General features: G+C 72.9%; 17 protein-coding genes. All 17 read left to right on the forward strand.

The window, feature by feature from the left end:
- The first annotated feature begins 16 nt into the window (after positions 1 to 16).
- The 17 genes from rpoN (at position 17) to PSEJ31_RS0107125 (ending at position 18,297) form a co-directional block, all read left to right on the forward strand.
- Positions 17 to 1,447 carry an RNA polymerase factor sigma-54 gene (gene rpoN, locus PSEJ31_RS0107045; RefSeq protein WP_028915047.1) on the forward strand — a complete coding sequence of 477 codons (1,431 nt, stop codon included), beginning with the start codon at positions 17 to 19 and terminating at the stop codon, positions 1,445 to 1,447.
- Positions 1,448 to 1,470: 23 nt separating this feature from the next.
- Entirely contained in the window at positions 1,471 to 1,851 is a 381-nt protein-coding gene (locus PSEJ31_RS0107050; RefSeq protein WP_019398891.1) for a response regulator transcription factor, read from the forward strand.
- Entirely contained in the window at positions 1,848 to 3,305 is a 1,458-nt protein-coding gene (locus PSEJ31_RS0107055; protein ID WP_028915048.1) for a sigma-54 dependent transcriptional regulator, read from the forward strand. Before PSEJ31_RS0107050 ends, PSEJ31_RS0107055 begins: the two co-directional genes overlap by 4 nt.
- 10 nt (positions 3,306 to 3,315) lie before the next feature.
- Positions 3,316 to 4,029: an acyltransferase gene (locus tag PSEJ31_RS0107060; protein ID WP_198015039.1), complete on the forward strand. Its 714-nt coding sequence runs from the start codon at positions 3,316 to 3,318 to the stop codon at positions 4,027 to 4,029.
- 52 nt (positions 4,030 to 4,081) lie between these two features.
- Positions 4,082 to 4,549 (forward strand): adenylyltransferase/cytidyltransferase family protein, encoded by a 468-nt coding sequence (locus tag PSEJ31_RS15805; protein ID WP_084220825.1) that lies wholly within the window; start codon positions 4,082 to 4,084, stop codon positions 4,547 to 4,549.
- Positions 4,546 to 6,099 carry a CDP-glycerol glycerophosphotransferase family protein gene (locus PSEJ31_RS15810; RefSeq protein ID WP_051403683.1) on the forward strand — a complete coding sequence of 518 codons (1,554 nt, stop codon included), beginning with the start codon at positions 4,546 to 4,548 and terminating at the stop codon, positions 6,097 to 6,099. Before PSEJ31_RS15805 ends, PSEJ31_RS15810 begins: the two co-directional genes overlap by 4 nt.
- Positions 6,090 to 7,367 carry an ATP-grasp domain-containing protein gene (locus PSEJ31_RS17230; protein WP_028915050.1) on the forward strand — a complete coding sequence of 426 codons (1,278 nt, stop codon included), beginning with the start codon at positions 6,090 to 6,092 and terminating at the stop codon, positions 7,365 to 7,367. The genes PSEJ31_RS15810 and PSEJ31_RS17230 overlap by 10 nt, the downstream gene beginning before the upstream one ends.
- Positions 7,364 to 8,872, forward strand: a complete 1,509-nt coding sequence (locus tag PSEJ31_RS16315; RefSeq protein ID WP_028915051.1) for a glycosyltransferase — start codon at positions 7,364 to 7,366, stop codon at positions 8,870 to 8,872. The genes PSEJ31_RS17230 and PSEJ31_RS16315 overlap by 4 nt, the downstream gene beginning before the upstream one ends.
- Before the next feature lie 76 nt (positions 8,873 to 8,948).
- Positions 8,949 to 10,079 (forward strand): DegT/DnrJ/EryC1/StrS family aminotransferase, encoded by a 1,131-nt coding sequence (locus PSEJ31_RS0107085; protein WP_028915052.1) that lies wholly within the window; start codon positions 8,949 to 8,951, stop codon positions 10,077 to 10,079.
- The gene (locus tag PSEJ31_RS0107090; protein ID WP_198015042.1) at positions 10,076 to 11,365 is read left to right on the forward strand and encodes a CDP-glycerol glycerophosphotransferase family protein; all 1,290 of its coding nucleotides are present in this window, start codon (positions 10,076 to 10,078) and stop codon (positions 11,363 to 11,365) included. Before PSEJ31_RS0107085 ends, PSEJ31_RS0107090 begins: the two co-directional genes overlap by 4 nt.
- Positions 11,366 to 11,572: 207 nt before the next feature.
- Positions 11,573 to 11,950 carry a flagellar hook-basal body complex protein FliE gene (gene fliE / locus PSEJ31_RS0107095; protein ID WP_019398889.1) on the forward strand — a complete coding sequence of 126 codons (378 nt, stop codon included), beginning with the start codon at positions 11,573 to 11,575 and terminating at the stop codon, positions 11,948 to 11,950.
- 17 nt (positions 11,951 to 11,967) lie between these two features.
- Entirely contained in the window at positions 11,968 to 13,671 is a 1,704-nt protein-coding gene (gene fliF, locus PSEJ31_RS0107100) for a flagellar basal-body MS-ring/collar protein FliF (protein WP_028915054.1), read from the forward strand.
- Positions 13,672 to 13,684: 13 nt separating this feature from the next.
- Entirely contained in the window at positions 13,685 to 14,674 is a 990-nt protein-coding gene (fliG, locus tag PSEJ31_RS0107105; protein ID WP_028915055.1) for a flagellar motor switch protein FliG, read from the forward strand.
- The gene (locus PSEJ31_RS0107110) at positions 14,671 to 15,294 is read left to right on the forward strand and encodes a FliH/SctL family protein (RefSeq protein WP_028915056.1); all 624 of its coding nucleotides are present in this window, start codon (positions 14,671 to 14,673) and stop codon (positions 15,292 to 15,294) included. Before fliG ends, PSEJ31_RS0107110 begins: the two co-directional genes overlap by 4 nt.
- Complete coding sequence (fliI, locus tag PSEJ31_RS0107115; RefSeq protein WP_019398885.1) at positions 15,291 to 16,697, forward strand: flagellar protein export ATPase FliI; 1,407 nt, start codon at positions 15,291 to 15,293, stop codon at positions 16,695 to 16,697. The genes PSEJ31_RS0107110 and fliI overlap by 4 nt, the downstream gene beginning before the upstream one ends.
- Entirely contained in the window at positions 16,694 to 17,149 is a 456-nt protein-coding gene (gene fliJ / locus PSEJ31_RS0107120; RefSeq protein WP_028915057.1) for a flagellar export protein FliJ, read from the forward strand. Before fliI ends, fliJ begins: the two co-directional genes overlap by 4 nt.
- Positions 17,146 to 18,297: a flagellar hook-length control protein FliK gene (locus PSEJ31_RS0107125; protein ID WP_028915058.1), complete on the forward strand. Its 1,152-nt coding sequence runs from the start codon at positions 17,146 to 17,148 to the stop codon at positions 18,295 to 18,297. Before fliJ ends, PSEJ31_RS0107125 begins: the two co-directional genes overlap by 4 nt.
- Positions 18,298 to 18,380 lie beyond the last annotated feature (83 nt).

Genomic DNA, 18,380 nt, shown 5'->3' on the forward strand with positions numbered 1-18,380 from the left:
AATGGGGAAAAGCAAGATGAAGGCCATCCAGTCCGCGCAGTTGGGCCAGCAGCTCAACCTGACGCCGCAGCTGCTGCAGTCGATCCGGCTGCTGCAGCTCAATGCCCAGCAGTTGCAACTGGAGGTCACCCGTGCGCTGGAACTGAACCCGCTGCTGGAGCTGGAAGAGGAAGCCCGGGCCGAAGCCCAGGCGCCGGCCGCCGGGGACGTCGAGCCGGCTGCGGTGGCCGGCGTCGAGACCGCCGCCTTCGACGAACTGCCCGAACCCTCGATGTGGGACGTGCCCGGCGCCAGCTGGAGCGGCGAAGGCGAGGACCGCATGCAGCGGATCGCCGAGCCCGGCTCCAGCGACCCCTGCGTGCGCGTGCTGCAGGCCCTGGCCCTGGAACTGGAGCCAGCCGAGCTGGAGATCGCCGCCTTCTGGCTGGAGCACTGCGACGAGTCCGGCTACCTGGAAGGCGAACACTCCGCCCTGCTGCTGCGCGCCACCGCCCGCTTCGACGTGGCCGCCGCGCGCATCGAGGCGGTGCGCCAGCGCCTGCTGCACGGCGAGCCGGCCGGACTGGCCGCGCGCGACGTCGGCGAGTGCCTGCAGGCACAGCTGGCCGCCCTGCCCGCGCCCTGCCCCGGGCGGCCGCTGGCCGCGCGGATCCTGGAATCCTGCGTCGATGCGCTGGCCGCGCACGACCATGCCGCCATCGCCGCCCGCCTGGATGCCGACGAGGCCGATGTCGCCGAGGCGGTGCGCCTGATCCTGTCGCTGCAGCCGCGTCCGCTGCAGGAGGCGGTGGAGACGGCGGACGGCTACGTGGTCCCCGACGTGGTGGCCTGGCATGCCGACGGCCAGTGGCGGGTGGCGCTCAACCCCGCCACCGCCCCGCGCGTGGCGATCAATGCCGGCTACGAGCGCGCCCTGGCCCACGCCGGCGACGGCGAAGGCGCCGCGGCCATGCGCGAACTGCTGCAAGAGGCGCGCTGGCTGACCCGCGGCCTGTCCATGCGCTACGAGACCCTGCTGCGCACCACCCGGGTCCTGGTCGAGCGCCAGGCCGCCTTCCTTGCCCGCGGCGAGGAAGCGATCGCCCCGCTGACCCTCAAGGAAGTGGCCGACGAGATCGGCATGCACGAGTCCACCGTCTCGCGCATCACCAGCGGCAAGTACATCCAGACCCCGCGCGGCACCTTCGAGCTCAAGCAGTTCTTCGCCGTGCGCCTGGAGGGCGCCAACGTCTCCGGCGCCGCGGTGCGGGCGATGGTGAAGCGCCTGATCGAGTCCGAGCCGCCGGGCCGGCCGCTGGCCGACGACGCCATCGCCGCGCTGCTGGCGCGCCAGGGCGTGCACATCGCCCGGCGTACCGTGGCCAAGTACCGCGAACAGCTTTCCATCCCCACCGCGCGCGAGCGCCGCCGCGCCGCCGCCCCCGCCGCGCTGGCGCGCGCCGTCTGACCCCCGCCCCCCGGAGTAGCCCGATGCGCAAGATCCGCGTCCTGCTGGTCGACGATCACGAGGGATTCATCAATGCCGTCCTGCGCCACTTCCGCAAGCTGGAGTGGCTCGAGGTGGCCGGCACCGCCGGCAACGGGCTGGAGGCGATCGAGCGCTCCGAGGCCCTGCGCCCGGACGTGGTCCTGATGGACCTGGCCATGCCCGAGATGGGCGGGCTGCAGGCCACGCGCCTGATCAAGGCCCAGGACGAGCCGCCCTTCATCGTCATCGCCTCCCATTTCGACGACGCCGAGCACCGCGAGCACGCCACCCGCGCCGGTGCCGACGGCTTCGTCAGCAAACTGTCCTACCTCCAGGAAGTGGTACCGATCCTGGAGCGCCTAGCCGGAGTCCAAGCGTCATGAGCGAATCGCGCATCCTCGTCCTCGATAGCCAGGGGCCGCGTGCCGAGCACCTGTGCGGGTTGCTCGAGTTCATGGACCTCAACCCGCGCTGGGCCGCCTCGCCGTCCGACGTCAACACCGGCCGCCAGCGCCCGAGCGACTGGATGGCGGTGGTGGTCGGCACCCTGGACGACGACGAGTCCGCGCGCGCGTTCTTCGCCTGGCTGGGCGCCGCCCAGCTGCCGCCGCCGGTGCTGCTGCTGGAGGGCGACACCGCCGCCTTCGCCGCCGCCCACGGCTTGCACGAGGCCGGGGTGTGGCCGCTGGAATCGCCGATCCGCCACGCCCAGCTGGAAGCCTGCCTGCGCCGGGCCAGCCTCAAGCGGCTGGACGCCGAGCAGCAGGCGGCCGGCGACGGCGACGGCCCGACCGGTTCCAGCCCCGCGGTGCAGCGCCTGCGCCGCATGATCGCGCAGGTGGCGCCGTTCGATACCACGGTGCTGGTGCTGGGCGAGTCCGGCACCGGCAAGGAAGTGGTCGCGCGCGCGATCCACCAGCAGTCCGCGCGCCGCGGCGGCCCGTTCGTGGCCATCAACTGCGGCGCGATCCCGCCCGACCTGCTTGAAAGCGAGCTGTTCGGCCACGAGAAGGGCGCCTTCACCGGCGCGCTGACCGCGCGCAAGGGCCGCTTCGAGATGGCCGAGGGCGGCACCCTGCTGCTGGACGAGATCGGCGACATGAGCCTGCCGATGCAGGTCAAGCTGCTGCGCGTGCTGCAGGAGCGCAGCTTCGAGCGGGTGGGCGGCAACCAGACCATCAAGTGCAACGTGCGGGTGATCGCCGCCACCCACCGCAACCTCGAGGACCGGATCGCCGAAGGCCAGTTCCGCGAGGACCTGTTCTACCGGCTCAACGTGTTCCCGATCGAGATGCCGGCGCTGCGCGAGCGCGCCGAGGACCTGCCGGCGCTGGTGCAGACCATCTCCGCGCAGCTGGCCCGCTCCGGCCGCGGCGAGATCCGCTTCGCCGACGCCGCGCTGGCGGCGCTGGCCGGCTACCCGTGGCCCGGCAACGTGCGCGAGCTCACCAACCTGGTCGAGCGCCTGGCCGTGCTCAACCCGGGCGGCCTGGTGCGCCTGGAGGACCTGCCGGCCCGCTACCGCGCGCACGTCCCGGCCGGCGTGGAGCCGGCACTGAAGACGCCAGCCGCGGACTCGGCGACCGCGGTCGTGGCCGAGGCCACCGCCCCGGCCCCGGCGCCCGCTCCCGCCGTCGCGCCGGCCCTGCCCGAGGACGGCCTGGACCTGCGCGAGTACATGGCCGGGATCGAGCTGCGCCTGATCCGCGAGGCCCTGGAGCGCAGCCAGGGCGTGGTCGCCCACGCCGCCCAGCTGCTGGGCCTGCGCCGCACCACCCTGGTCGAGAAGCTGCGCAAGTACGGGATCGAGCGGGAGCAGGCCGAACTGGCCGGCTGAGGGACCTGCCGTGACCGCCGCCACCGCCGTGGAGATGCGCGCCTCGGCCTCGCTGGCCGAGTGGCGGGACGACCGCGGCAACCGCGTGCTCGCGCCTGCCGGCCTGCTCGGCGCGCTGGCGCCCATGTTCAAGGGACGCGACTGCACGCTGGAGGTGGATGCCGGCGCGCGCCTGGCCAACGTGGCCGTGGAGTTCCGCGGTTCCAACGCGCACTGCCGCATCGGCGCGGCCGGCCCGGTCGGCAGTTTCTCGGCGCTGATCCGCCTGGGCGAGGACAGCCGGGTCGAGGTCGGCGCCGGCGTGACCACCACCACCCGCGCCTTCCTGTCCGCCAGCGAGGGCACGCGCCTGGTGCTGGGCGAGGACTGCATGCTGGCCTCGGAAGTGCAGCTGTGCACCGACGACGCCCACCCCATCTTCGACGTCCACACCGGCCTGCGGATCAACCCCGCCGAGGACATCGTCATCGGCGCGCACGTCTGGCTGGCGTACGGCGTGCGCTGCCTCGGCGGGGCGCGCATCGGCGACGGCAGCGTCATCGGCATGGGCAGCATCGTCACCGGCCGCATCCCCAACAACTGCATCGCCGTGGGCAGTCCGGCACGGATGGTGCGGCGCGACGTGACCTGGGAACGCCCCCACCTGGCGATCGACCCGCCCGCCTACAAGCCGGACGCCGCCAGCGTGCGGCGCTCGGCCTACTGGCATCCCACGCGGGACTGACCCCGGCACGACGCTTGCATCGCCTGCAGCGGATAACCGCGCCGGAGCCCGCATGACCCTCGTCCTGACCTATGGCACCTTCGACCTGCTGCACGTGGGGCACGTCAACCTGCTGCGTCGCGCGCGCGCGCTGGGCGACCGCCTGGTGGTCGGTCTGTCCAGCGATGCCTTCAACGCGCTCAAGCGCAAGCAGTCCACCCAGTCCTACGCCGACCGGGAAGCGGTGCTGCGCGCCATCCGCTACGTGGACGACGTGTTTCCCGAGGAAAGCTGGGAACAGAAGGCCGAGGACATCCGCCGGCTGGGGGCCGGCCTGCTGGTGATGGGCTCGGACTGGACCGGCCATTTCGACCACCTGGCCTGCCACTGCCCGGTCCGCTACCTGCCGCGGACCGAGAACATTTCCTCCTCGGCGCTGAAGGCCGAGATCCGCCGGACCGGGACCGTGCGCGACCCCGCCGCCGAGCCGGCGGCCATGCGCATGGCGGCGGCGGTGCTGGCGCTGGGGAGCCGCGGTTGAGCGCGCCGCGCCTTGCGCTGGCGCTGCACGCGGCCGGCGGGGGTCCGGTGCTGCACCTGCGGCTCGTCGCGGCACCGGCCGAGGCGCGCTGGCTGCGGCTGTGCGCGCGCGGCCCTGACGCGCGTGCGCTGTGCGTGCCGCTGCGGGCCGACGCCGGAGGAGACGCATGCGCCGAGGTGCCGGTCGCGTCGCTGCTCGGGCCGGGGCCGCTGCGCTGGGACGTGCGCCTGGCGGCGTCGCCCGGGGATGCCGGCGTGCACCTCTGCCCGGCGCCGGAGGCGGGCGCCGCACGCCACTTCTTCCGCGCCCAGGCCGCCGGGCACGGGCTGTCCGCCTACCTGAGCGACAGCGCCGGCTCGCTGGTGCTGCTCGCCGCGCCGGCCGCGCGCCATGCCGCCGTGGCCGATGCCGAGGACGCGAAGGCACGTTTCCAGACCGAACTGCGCGACGCCCCGCTGGAACCGGACCTGGTGCTGTTCGAGAGCTTCCTGGGCAAGGCCTACGCGGGCAACCCCCGCTACGTCTACGAGGCACTGCGCGAGCTGCGACCCGATCTGCGCTGCGTATGGGCCTATGACGGCACGCAGCCCATTCCGGGCGATCCTCCACGTGTAAGGCGGGGGTCGCCCGAGTACTACCGCGTGCTCGCACGTGCCGGATACCGGGTGAACAATGTGGTGTTCGCCGGCCACGGGCGTAAGCCGGAGACCGTGTACCTGCAGACCTGGCACGGAACACCGCTCAAGCGTCTGGGCTGGGACATCGAGGTCGCCGGTCCCGAAGCCGACGCGCGCGACAACTTCCACCGCGAATCCCGCGCCTGGACCGTGCTGCTGAGCGCAAACCCGTACTCCTCCGACACCTTCAGGCGTGCCTTCCGCTACGACGGGCCGGTGCTGGAGCCGCGGTACCCGCTTACCGACCCGCTGGTGGCGCCCTGCCCCGACCGCGACGCGCTCGCCGCGCGCCTGGGCCTGCCGGTCGGGCGCCGCTACGTGCTCTACGCGCCCACCTGGCGCGACCACCGGCCGGTAGGCACCTGGCGCTTCGATTTCGACCTGCACCTGGACCTGGACGCCGTGTCCGCCGCGCTGGCTCCCGACCAGGTGCTGCTGGTCAAGGGCCACCACCTGGCCACCGGCCTGGACGCGGCGCGGCTGCCGGGCAACGTGATCGACGTCTCCGCGCTGGAGGACGTCACCGAGCTGTGCGCGCTGGCCGACGTGCTCGTCACCGACTACTCCTCGGTCTTCTTCGATTTCGCGGTGACCGGCAGGCCCATCCTGTTCTACTGCTACGACCTCGAGCTCTACGCGCGCCAGGTCCGCGGCTTCTACCTGGACATGGAGCGCGACCTGCCCGGCCCGGTGGCCCGCACCACGCCCGAACTGCTGGCCCTGCTGCGCGACCTGCCGGCCGTGCAGGCCCGCTACGCCGCGCGCTACCGCGCCTTCCGCCAGGAGTACTGCGCGCTGGCCGACGGGGCCGCCGCGCGACGGGTGGTGGAAGCGGTGTTCGGGCCGGCCGCGGAGGCGCGCGCATGCGCCTGAACGTACTGGTCTTCCCGTGCGGCTCGGAGATCGGGCTGGAGATCCATGCCGCGCTGCGCCATGCCAAGGACATCCGCCTGCACGGCGCCTCGTCGGTGTCCGACCACGGCGAGTTCGCCTATGCCCGGTACCGGCGCATCGACGCCCAGGCCGGCTCTCCAGGCCTGGTGGAAGCGCTGAACGCGCTGGTCGACGAATGGGGCATCGACCTTGTGCTGCCGGCGCACGACAGCGTGATCCCTCTGCTGGCCGAGGCAACCGCGCTGCGCGCGCCGGCGGCGGTTCCCGATGCGGGCACCGCCGCGGTCTGCCGGGACAAGCGCCTGACCTACGACCGCCTGCGCCACCTGGGCATCGTCCCGGCCGACGTGGAGGGGCTGGCCCGGGAATACCCGATCTTCGCCAAGCCGGCCATTGGCCAGGGCAGCCAGGGCGCCGAACGCGTGGACGGGCCGGAACGCCACCGCCAGCTGCTGGATTCCGGCATCGCCTACGTGTTCAGCGAGTACCTGCCGGGGGCCGAATACACGGTGGACTGCATCTCCGATGCCGAGGGCCGGCTGCTGCATGCCGCGCCCCGCAGCCGCGCACGGGTGAAGTCCGGCATCAGCGTGCGTTCGGCTCCGGCGTCCGATGCCGGCGCCATGGTCGCGATGGCCGGCACGATCGCCGCCGAACTGCGCCTGCGCGGCGCCTGGTTCTTCCAGGTGCGCGAGGACCGCGAAGGCGTGCCGAAGCTGCTGGAGGTGGCGCCGCGCATAGCCGGATCCATGGCGCTCTCGCGCATGCGCGGCATCAACTATCCGCTGCTGCATGTCTACGCCCACCTCGGCCGTCCGTTCACGGTGCTGCCGCAGGAGCACGAGGTGGTCCTGGACCGGGCCCTGGCCAACCGCTACCGCACCGGCCTGCGCTATTCGCGCGTGTACCTCGACCTAGACGACACCCTGGTGCTGCGCGGGGCGGCCAACCCGCTGCTGGTGGCCCTGCTCTACCAGTGGCAGGCCCGCGGCACGCCCGTGGTGCTGCTGACCCGCCATGCCGGCGATCCGCTGGAATGCCTGCGCCGCCACCGCATCTGCCCGGAACTGTTCGAGCGCATCGAGCATCTCCGCGACCGCACGCCGAAGAGCGCGGCGATCGGCGACGACAGCGAGGCCATCTTCATCGACGATTCCTTCGCCGAGCGCCTGGATGTCCACCGCAACTGCGGCATCCCCGTGTTCGACCTCGACGCCGCCGAGCAACTCCTGGACCTGCGCGCATGAACCCCGCCAGCCCTCCCGCCACGCCCGCGCCGCTGCTGTCGATCGTGGTGCTGGTCTACAACACCTCCGCCTACCTGCGCGAATGCTTCGATTCGCTCCTGCACCAGGCCTACCGCAACATCGAGATCATCGCGATCGACGATGCCAGCACCGACGACAGCCTGGCGATCTGCCGCGAGTACGAGGCCGCGCACCCGAACTTCAGCTGCATCAGCAAGCCCAACGAGGGCGGCGCGATCGCCGGCAACCTCGGCATCTCGCTGGCCCGCGGCGAGTACGTGGCGCTGGTGGACTCGGACGACGTGGTCACCCCCGACGGCTACCGGCTGCTGATGGAGGAGGCGCTGCGCACCGGCGCGGACATCACCATCGGGCGCGCCGCGCGGCTGGTGAACGGCGCGCGTTCCGCGGCCGGGTTCCTGTACGAACCCTACGTGTGGTCGCAGCGCAGGACCTTCGACTCGGTGGAGCAGTTCGACGACGTCATCCACGACTGCTTCTACTGGAACAAGGTCTTCCGCACCGGGTTCCTGCGCGCGCACGGCCTGGGCATGGACCCGGGGCTGCTCTACGCCGACCGGCCCTTCGTCCACCGCGCCTACTGGCATAGCCGGCGCACGGCGATCATCCCGGACCTGGTGTACCTGTGGCGCACCCGCCCCGAGGGCGCGGCCGCCTCGATCTCCCAGAGCGCGCAGAAGGCCGGGAACTTCGCCGACCGGATCCGTTCGATGGTCATCGAATGGCACGATTTCGCCGGCATTTCCGCGGCCGCGGCCTACCGCCGCAAGATCGCGGTGGCCAACCTGCACCGCGCCCTGTACGCGGCGCCCGGGATCGTCTCCTCGCCCTCCTTCCGCCGCGCCTTCATGCAGGGCATGCACGAACTGCTGGCCCTTTACGGCGACCTGGACTGGAGCTCGCTCGGCGTGCGCCGGTGCCTGTACCTGGAGCTGATCCGACGCAACGAGGTGGAGGCGCTGTGCTTCCTGCTCGGCGTCACCCAGGAGCGGAGCTGGATCGTGGAGATCGAGGGGGCGTGCTACTGGCAGCAGCCCTTCCTGGACAACCCGGAGGTTCCGGTCCCGCGCGAGGTCATGCGCGTGGACTTCCCGGTCATCGGCTTCTTCCATGTCGGGGAACTGGCGCTGGACGACAACGGCCTGGGGCTGGACCTGCACCTGCACGAGGGGATCATGGCCCGCTGCGGGATCGCCTTCGAACTGCAGTCGCTCTATGGCGAGGGCGTCCACGAGCTGGTGGCGGAGGGGCGGGCGGGCGCGCACCGCTGGCGCTACTCGCTGCCGCCGGACCGGCTGCCGGCCGCGCCAGGGCTGTACGGGCTGGTCATGCACTACCGCGCGCCCGACGGGACCTGCGGCCGGTACCGGGTGGGCTGGCACGTGCTGATGCCGGAATGGCGGGCCTGCCTGCCGATGCAGGGCCGCGGCGGCCGGCTGGAGCTGTCGTCCGAAGCCGGGGGCCTGGCCCTGCTCGTCAAATGACCGCCGCCGGCGGCACCGGTACGGGACTTGCATCGATGCCCGCGCCGGACGCCGCCGGCCCTCCAGGACACACGCCATGAAACCGTCCCGCCCGATCCCGGTCACCAGCCCGCTGCTGCCGCCGCTGGAGGAGTTCATCCCCTACCTGCAGCGGATCTGGGACAGCCGCATCCTGACCAACGGCGGCAGCATGCACCAGGCCCTGGAGAAGGCCCTGTGCGCCTACCTGGGGGTGGAGCACATCGCCCTGTTCGCCAACGGCACCCTGGCCCTGGTCACCGCGCTGCAGGCGCTGCGCGTCACCGGCGAGGTGATCACCACGCCCTACTCGTTCGTGGCCACGGCCCACTCCCTGCTGTGGAACGGGATCAAGCCGGTGTTCGTGGACGTGGACCCGGTCACCTGCAACCTGGATCCGGCGCGGATCGAGGCGGCCATCACCCCGCAGACCACCGCGATCATGCCGGTGCACTGCTACGGCAGGCCGTGCGACGTGGAGGCCATCGAGCGCATCGCCGACATCTACAACCTCAAGGTCATCTACGACGCCGCCCACGCCTTCGGCGTGCGCGATGCAGGTGGCAGCGTGCTGCGCCACGGCGACCTGTCGGTGCTCAGCTTCCACGCCACCAAGGTGTTCAACACCTTCGAGGGCGGCGCCATCATCTGCCCGGACGCGCGCACCAAGCAGCGCATCGACCACCTGAAGAACTTCGGCTTCGTCAACGAAACCACGGTCGTGGCGCCGGGCATCAACGGCAAGATGAACGAGGTCTGCGCCGCGTTCGGCCTGCTCCAGCTCAAGCACATCGACCGTGCCCTGGCCCACCGTGCCCGGCTCGACGGCCTGTACCGCGAGCACCTGGCAGGCGTGCCCGGGCTGGATTGCCTGCAGCCGGTGGCGGGGGTGGAGGGCAACTACGCCTACTTCCCGGTGATGGTCAACGAGGCCTTCCCGCTGTCGCGCGACGAGCTCTACCAGGTCATGCGCGAGCACGACATCCTGGTGCGGCGCTATTTCTACCCGCTGATCAGCGAGTTCCCCATGTACCGCGGGCTGCCTTCCGCGGCCCCGGGCAACCTGCCGAACGCGCACGCGGCCGCCCGCCGCGTGCTGTGCCTGCCGATCCACCCGGACCTCTCCGGGGACGACGTGGCCGGCATCTGCGACCTGGTCAGGTCGCTCACCCGGGAGAAGGCCGCGTGAGAGCTGGCGGGATCCTGCGCGCCGCCTGGCGGCGGCGGATCGCGCACGCCTGGACCGGGATCCCGCTGCTGGCGCTGTGGCGGCTGCTCGACCTGCTGGTGCCCAAGCGCCGCGACCACTGGGCGCTGTTCGCCCATCCGCTCAAGCCGGGCCAGCTGGTGGAGAACGCCCGCGCCGTGCACGAAGCCCTGCGCGGCGAGCCTGGGGTAAGGACCTGGGTGTTCGTGCGCGGCACTTCGACGCCGCCTCCGGGCGTGGATCCGGACACCGTGGTCGAGCTCGGCACCCTGGCCGGCCTGTGGCGCCTGGCCCGCTGCGGCGTGTTGCTGCTGACCAATTCCACGTCCATGGACATGTCCCTGGCCTGGAGCAATGGCGGTTTCTCGGCACCCAGGCCCTGGCTGCGGCGACGGGTCGTGGTCAACCTGTGGCATGGCATCCCGCTGAAGCGCCTGTTCGCCCTGGCCAATCCGGAGCAGCGCCGGCACGGCGACCGCAACCGCTTCCGCCGCCTGGAGCGCCGCCACTACGACGGCCTGGTCGCCTCCTCCGACGTGGACGCCCATGCCATGGCAGCGATCTTCCATCCGCTGCCACCGGAGCGGGTCTGGGCCACGGGCCTGCCGCGCAACGATTTCCTGGTCCAGCCCGAGGCCGACCTGCCGGCCCCCCTGCGCGCGGAACTGGAGCGGGTGCGGGCCCTTTGCGCCGGCCGCCGCCTGGTGCTTTACGCCCCCACCTACCGCGACGCCAGCGTCGCCCGCGAGCTGGGCTACCACTTCTCCGCGGCGGAGATCGCGGCCCTGGGCCGGGTGCTGGAACGCCATGGTGCGGTGCTGGGAGTGCGTGGGCACTACCTGGCCAACGCCGGTGGCCTGTTGCCGGAGGCGGGGGCGCAGGCGGCGGCCCCGGTGCTGGACCTGGGCCACGCCCGGTTCCACGAGATCGCCCCGCTGTTGCGCCACAGCTCGCTGGTGGTGACCGACTATTCCTCGGTCTACATCGACGCGCTCTACCTGGACCTGCCGGTCCTGTCCTTCGCCTACGACCTGGACCACTACCGCGACCACCAGAACGGCCTGCTCTACGACATGGAGCTGGCCTTCCCCGGCCCGGTGGCGCGCGACTTCGACGGCATGCTGCGCGAGCTGGACCGGCTGCTGTCGCTGCCGGCGTTCGCGCCGGACGCGCACTACCGCCAGGTCCAGCGCCTGTTCTTCCGCCACCTCGACGCCGGCAACACCGGCCGCGTCATCGCCCGCGTGCGCCAGCTGGCCGGGGTGTAACCGCCGCCCCCGGGGCGGGAGCGCGGGGGGCCGCCATGCCAATGACGGCACGCGCGCCCGGCGCCTGCCGCCCGCCGCACGGAACCCGCCCGGCCGCGGTGCAACCTCCCTCCCCCCATTCCGCCTGCCGCCGGCTTCCCGTCGTTCCGCTCGTGGCACACCGCTTGCATTGCCTGCGGCGACACGGCCCATGCCGAAGGGAAGTCCATGACCGACTCGATCAGTTCCATCCTGTCGCAGATCCGCGCCTACCAGGGCCAGCTCGGCCAGGCCGCCGCGCGCACCGGCGACGTGGCCCGCGGCGACGCGATCCAGGGGCTGGCCGGGATGCAGGCGCCGGGGACCGCCGGCGTTTCCGGCGTGCCCAGCTTCACCCAGACCCTGGCCAATGCCATGCAGGGGGTCAATGCCGCCCAGGCCCGCGCCGGCGAACTGCAGGCCGCGTTCGAGCGCGGCGAGCCGGGCGCCGACCTGGCCCGGGTGATGGTGGCCTCGCAGCAGTCGCAGGTGGCGTTCCGCGCCACGGTGGAGGTCCGCAACCGGCTGGTGCAGGCCTACCAGGACGTCATGAACATGCCGCTGTGACCAGGGACTGACACACGATGGCGATCACTCTTTCCAAGGACAGCTTCAACCGCGAGCAGGCCACCGAGAAGGCGGCCCAGGCGGTGGTCAAGCTGCAGGAGATGCAGCTGGGCCGGAAGCTCGGCACCCTGCTGGCGATCTCGCTGGCGGTGGCGGCCGGCCTGTACGTCTTCTTCTGGTCGCAGAAGCCGCAGTACACCCCGCTGTACACCGGGCTGGACGCCAAGGCCACGGCCGAGGCCGCCGACCTGCTGCGCGCCGCGCAGATCCCGTTCAAGCTCGACCAGGCCACCGGCGCCATCTCCGTGCCGGAGGCCAACCTGCACGACGCGCGCCTGAAGCTGGCCGGCTCCGGCCTGACCGAGAGCGGCCGCCTGGGCTTCGAACTGATGGAGCGCGACCCGGGCTTCGGCGTCAGCCAGTTCGTGGAGAACGCGCGCTACCAGCACGCGCTGGAAACCGAGCTGGTGCGCACCATCGCCACCCTGCGCCCGGTGCGCGACGCGCGCGTGCACCTGGCCATCCCCAAGCCCTCGGCCTTCACCCGCCAGCGCGAGGTGGCCAGCGCCTCGGTCGTGCTGGAACTGCGCTCCGGCGCCCTGCTCGAGCGCAACCAGGTGGACGCCATCGTCCACCTGGTCGCCTCCTCGATCCCGGACCTGGCCCCGGAGCGGGTGACCGTGGTCGACCAGAACGGCCGCCTGCTCAGCAGCAACGGCCAGGACAGCGCCTCGGCCCTCAGCGCCGCCCAGTTCGAGCAGGTGCGGCGCCAGGAGACCTCGTTCAACCAGCGCATCCGCGAGCTGCTGGAGCCGCTGACCGGCACCGGCCGGGTCAACGCCGAGGTCACGGTGGACATGGACTTCTCGGTCACCGAGGAGGCCCGCGAGCTGTTCAACGCCGAGCCGCAGAAGCTGCGCAGCGAGCAGGTCAGCGAGAACACCACCGCCGGCGAGGGCCCGCAGGGCATCCCCGGCGCCACCAGCAACACCCCGCCGGGCGCGGTCGCCCAGCAGCAGGCCGACGGCACCCCGCTGCCCGGCACCACCGCGGCCGCGCCCGCCGGCACCAGCTCGCGCAGCGCCACCCGCAACTTCGAGCTGGACCGCACCCTGCAGCACACCCGCCAGCCGGCCGGCCGCATCCGCCGGGTGACCGCCGCGGTGGTGGTCGACCACGTGCCGCGCCCCGGCCCGGACGGCAAGGTCGCCCTGCAGCCGCTGTCGGAGCAGGAGCTGGCGCGCCTGCAGGAGCTGGTGCGCCAGGCGGTGGGCTTCGACGCCGCCCGCGGCGACCAGGTCTCGGTGGTCAACGCCCCGTTCGTGCGCGACGACGCGCCGGCGGTCGAGGGGCCGAAGTGGTGGGAGGACCCGCGCGTGCGCGACGCCCTGCGCCTGCTGGTGGGAGCGGTGGTGGTGCTGGCCCTGCTGTTCGGCGTGCTGCGCCCGAGCATCCGCCAGATCGTCGCCCCGCCCGCGCCAAAGAAGGAGGAGAAAGCCGAGCCGGCCACCGCCGAGGTCTCCCTGGTCGAGGACGGCGAGGACCTGCCCGCGCTGGCCGAGGACACGGCCCAGCTCGGCCTGCAGGCCCCGCAGCCGCCGGCGGCGCTGCCCTCCGATGCCTACGAGGACCGCCTGCGCAACGCCCGCGAGGCCGTGCGCGCCGACTCCAAGCGGGTCGCCCAGGTGGTGAAGGAGTGGTTGGGAAATGAAGCAGCCTAGTCTCCAGTCCGAACTGACCGGCGTGCAGCGCGCCGCCGTGCTGCTGCTGTCGCTGGGCGAGAGCGACGCGGCCGAGGTGCTCAAGCACATGAGCGCCAAGGAAGTGCAGAAGCTCGGCCTGGCGATGGCGACCATGAGCGGCATCAGCCGCGAGCAGGTCATGGACGTGATGGAGCAGTTCGAGCAGGCGCTGGAGCGGCAGACCTCGCTCGGCGTGGGCGCGGACGACTACATCCGCAACGTGCTGATCCAGGCGCTGGGCGCGGACAAGGCCGGCAGCCTGATAGACCGCATCCTGCTGGGCCGCAACACCACCGGCCTGGACACGCTCAAGTGGATGGACCCGCGCGCGGTGGCCGACCTGGTGCGCAACGAGCACCCGCAGATCTGCGCCATCGTGCTTTCCCACCTGGACCCGGACCAGGCCGCCGAGGCGCTGAAGTTCCTGCCCGAGCGCGTGCGCGCCGACGTGCTGCTGCGCATCGCCACCCTCGACGGCATCCCGCCGAACGCGCTCAACGAGCTCAACGAGATCATGGAGCGACAGTTCGCCGGCAACCAGAACCTGAAGTCGTCCAACATCGGCGGCGTCAAGGTCGCGGCCAACATCCTCAACTTCCTCGACGGCGGCCAGGACCAGTCGATCCTCGGCGAGATCGGCAAGGTCGACAACGAGCTGTGCCAGCGCATCCAGGACCTGATGTTCGTGTTCGACGACCTGGTCGAGCTGGACGACCGCGAGCTGCAGACCCTGCTGCGCGAGGTCTCCGGCGAGCGCCTGGGCATCGCCCTGCGCGGCGCCGACATCAAGGTGCGCGAGAAGATCACCCGCAACATGTCCCAGCGCGCCGCCGAGATCCTGCTGGAGGACATGGAGGCGCGTGGACCAGTGCGCCTGTCCGACGTGGAGGCGGCGCAGAAGGAGATCATGACCATCGTCCGCCGCCTGGCCGATGAGGGCGTGATCAACCTCAGCGGCGGCGGCGGCGAGGAGCTGGTATGAGCACCGTCGTGCGCTGGATGGCGCCGGAGCTGGAGGTCGCACCGCCCCCGGCACCGGAGCCGGAGGTCGTGGAGGAAGTGCCGCTGCCGGTTCCGCCGACCCTGGAGGAGATCCAGGCCATCCAGGACGCAGCGCGCGAAGAGGGCTACCAGGCCGGCTTCGCCCAGGGGCACCAGGACGGCTTCGCCCAGGGCCAGGCCGAGGTGCGCCGGCTGACCGCGCAGATCGAGGGCATCCTCGACAACTTCACCCGCCCCCTCGCCCGCCTCGAGGACGAAGTCACCGCCGCGCTGGGCGAGCTGGCCGTGCGCATCGCCGGCAGCCTGGTGGGCCGCGCCTACGAGGCCGACCCGGCACTGCTGTCGGAACTGGTGTCCGAGGCGCTGGACGCGGTCGGCGGCGCCAGCCGCGAGGTCGAGGTGCGCCTGCACCCGGACGACATCGAGACCCTGGCCCCGATGCTGGCGCTGGTGTCCGAGGCGCGCCTGGTGCCCGACCCGACCCTGGGCCGCGGCGACCTGCGCGTGCACGCCGAGGCGGTGCGCATCGACGGCACCCTGGAGGCGCGCCTGCGCGGCGCGCTGGAAAGCGTGATCCACAAGGCCGGAGCCAGCGCATGAACCCCGCCCCCGACCGCAATCCCGCCCTCGGCGGCGCCGTGCCGGCCGACTGGCTGTCCGCGCGCAACCTGCGCCTGGCCATGCGCCTGGGCGCCCTGTCCCCGGACCCGGCCGCCGGCCGCGGCCTGATCCGCGAGGGCATCCTGCGCCGCGCCGTGGGCCTGACCCTGGAAGCCACCGGCTGCGCGGCGCCGATGGGCGCCACCTGCCGGGTGGAAGTGGCCGACGGCGGCTGGGTCGAGGCCGAGGTCGTCGGCTTTGCCGGCGACCGCACCTCGCTGATGCCCAGCGCCGAACTGCACGGCCTGCTGCCCAACGCCCGCGTGGTGCCGGTGCGCCGGCGCGGCGGCGTGGAAGTGGGCGAAGGCCTGCTTGGCCGGGTGATCGACTCCGACGGCGTGCCGCTGGACGGCAAGGGCCCGGTCCGCGCCGAGGGCAGCGTGAGCATGGCCGGCGCCGCGATCAACCCGCTGGCGCGCGAGCCCATCACCCAGCCGCTGGACGTGGGCGTGCGCGCGATCAACGCCCTGCTGCCGATCGGCCGCGGCCAGCGCGTGGGCCTGTTCGCCGGTTCCGGCGTCGGCAAGTCGACGCTGCTGGGCATGATGACCCGCTTCACCGCGGCCGACGTGATCGTGGTCGGCCTGATCGGCGAACGCGGCCGCGAAGTGCGCGACTTCGTCGAGAGCACGCTGGGCGAGGAAGGCCTGCGCCGCGCCGTGGTCGTGGCCGCCCCGGCCGACCGCCCGCCGCTGGCGCGCCTGCATGGCGCCTACCGCGCCACCGCCATCGCCGAGTGGTTCCGCGACCAGGGCCTGAACGTCCTGCTGCTGATGGACTCGCTGACCCGCTTCGCCCAGGCCCAGCGCGAGATCGGCCTGTCGGTGGGCGAGCCGCCGACCACCCGCGGTTACCCGCCGAGCGTGTTCGCCAAGCTGCCGGCGCTGGTCGAGCGCGCCGGCAACGGCGCCAAGGGCCGTGGCTCGATCACCGCCTTCTACACCGTGCTGACCGAAGGCGACGACCCGCAGGACCCGATCGCCGACGCCGCGCGCGCCATCCTCGACGGCCACATCCTGCTGTCGCGACGGATCGCCGACGCCGGCCTGTACCCGGCCATCGACGTCGAGTCCTCGGTCAGCCGCGTGGTCCAGGACATCGCCGACGAGACCTGGCGCGAGCGCATCCGCGCGCTCAAGCGCCTGGTCGCCGCCTACAACGCCAACCGCGACCTGATCGCCATCGGCGCCTACCAGCGCGGCAACGACCCGCTGGTGGACGAGGCCCTGGCGCGCTGGCCGCAGATCGTCGAATTCCTCGGCCAGGACGTGGCCCGCTCGGCCGACCTGGAACATAGCCGCCAGGCCCTGGCCGACCTGCTGCACAAGGAGAACGCCGCATGATGCAGTCCCGCCGCATCGATCCGCTGCTGCGCCGCGCGCAGGAGCACGAGGATGCCGTGGCGCGCGAGCTGGCCGAGCGCCAGCGTGCGCACGAACTGCAGGAATCGCGGCTGGAGGAGCTGCGGCGCTACGCCGCCGAGTACGCCGCCAGCCAGATGTCCGCGATCAGCCCGGCGCAGCTAGCCAACCGGCGCGCCTTCCTCGACCGCCTGGAGAGCGCGGTCGAACAGCAGAGCCGGAACGTGGACCGCAGCCGCGAGCGGCTGGAGGCCGAACGTGCCCGCCTGCTGCTGGCCAGCCGCGACAAGGCGGTGCTGGAGCAGCTGGCGGCGAGCTACCGCGCCCAGGAACGCAAGGCCGACGAGCGCCGCAGCCAGCGCGAGATGGACGACCTGGGCGCGCGCCGCGTGCGCGCCGCGCAGCAGGCCCGGCAGGAAGGAGAGTCGCAGTGACCCCGAGCCTGTTTGCCGCCGTCGCCCCGGCGCCGAAGACCGCCCCGGCAGGCGCCCCGCCCTCCCCGCGCGGCGCCTCCGCCGGCGGCGAGGGCCAGGATTTCGCGCGCCTGCTGGAAGGCCCGCAGGACGCCGGCGCCGCGCGCAAGGGCCCTGCCCGCGCCGACGCCCCGGCGCGCCAGCCGGGCAAGGACGAGGCCCCGGCCCGGGACGAGCTGCCGGGCGCCCCCGGCGAGGCCCGCCCGGCTACGGAGGAATCCGCGGAAGCGGCCACCGCCGCGCCGGCGGCCACGGACGAGACCCCGGGCACGGACAGCGATGGCGAAGCCGCAGCCAGCGACTGGCCCCCGCCGGGCCTGGCCTGGCTGCTGCAACCGCCGGAACCGGCGCCGCCGGCCCCGGCCGCCGGCGCCGCCGTTCCCGCTCCTGTTGCGGGCAATGCCGGCGAAGGCGAGCCCGCCGCGGCCGGCAAGGCCACGGCCCCGCTGCTGCCGGACCTGGCCGCCCCCGCCTCGCGCCCGCTGGCCGCCGCCCCGTCCCCCGCTGCCGAACCCCTGCCGCAGGAGGATGCCGCCGGCGAGGCCCTGGACACCCTGGCCGGCGCCGCGCGCCACCTGCAGGCGCTGGTCCCGGAGACCGGCCCGGAATCGCAGGCACCGGCCTTCGTGCTGCCGCTGGCCAACCCGGCGCCAGTGGCCACACCCGCCGCCGCGCTACCGGCCACCCCGGCGCACCTGCCTACCCCGCAGCTGGGCGACGCCGGCTTCGCCGAGGATGTCGGCAGCCACGTGGAGTGGCTGGCCGGGCAGAAGATCAGCCATGCCGTCATCCGGGTCTCGCCGCAGGACCTGGGCCCGGTCGAGGTGCGCCTGCAGCTGGATGGCGACCGCCTGAGCGCCGACTTCAGCAGCGCCCAGGCCGAGGTCCGCCAGGCGCTGGAGCAGAGCCTGCCGCGCCTGCGCGAGATGCTGGGCCAGCATGGCTTCGAGCTGGCCCATGCCGGGGTTGGCCACGGCCAGGCTGGCGACCGCGAAGCGGCGTCGCAAGGCCGCCAGGGGAGTGGCGGCGAAGCAAACGGCGACGAACCGGCGGCCACGGCCCAGCCGGTACGGATGGCCCGACGCGGCCTGCTCGACGCCTACGCCTGACCGTCGCGGTGCCGGTCGCGCGGCACCGCTGTCCCCGGACCTGGTCCGCCGCGCTGCTTCGATGGTGCGTGTTTGCTGCCCCG

The sequence above is a fragment of the Pseudoxanthomonas sp. J31 genome (genome assembly GCF_000510725.1).
GTDB lineage: Bacteria > Pseudomonadota > Gammaproteobacteria > Xanthomonadales > Xanthomonadaceae > Pseudoxanthomonas.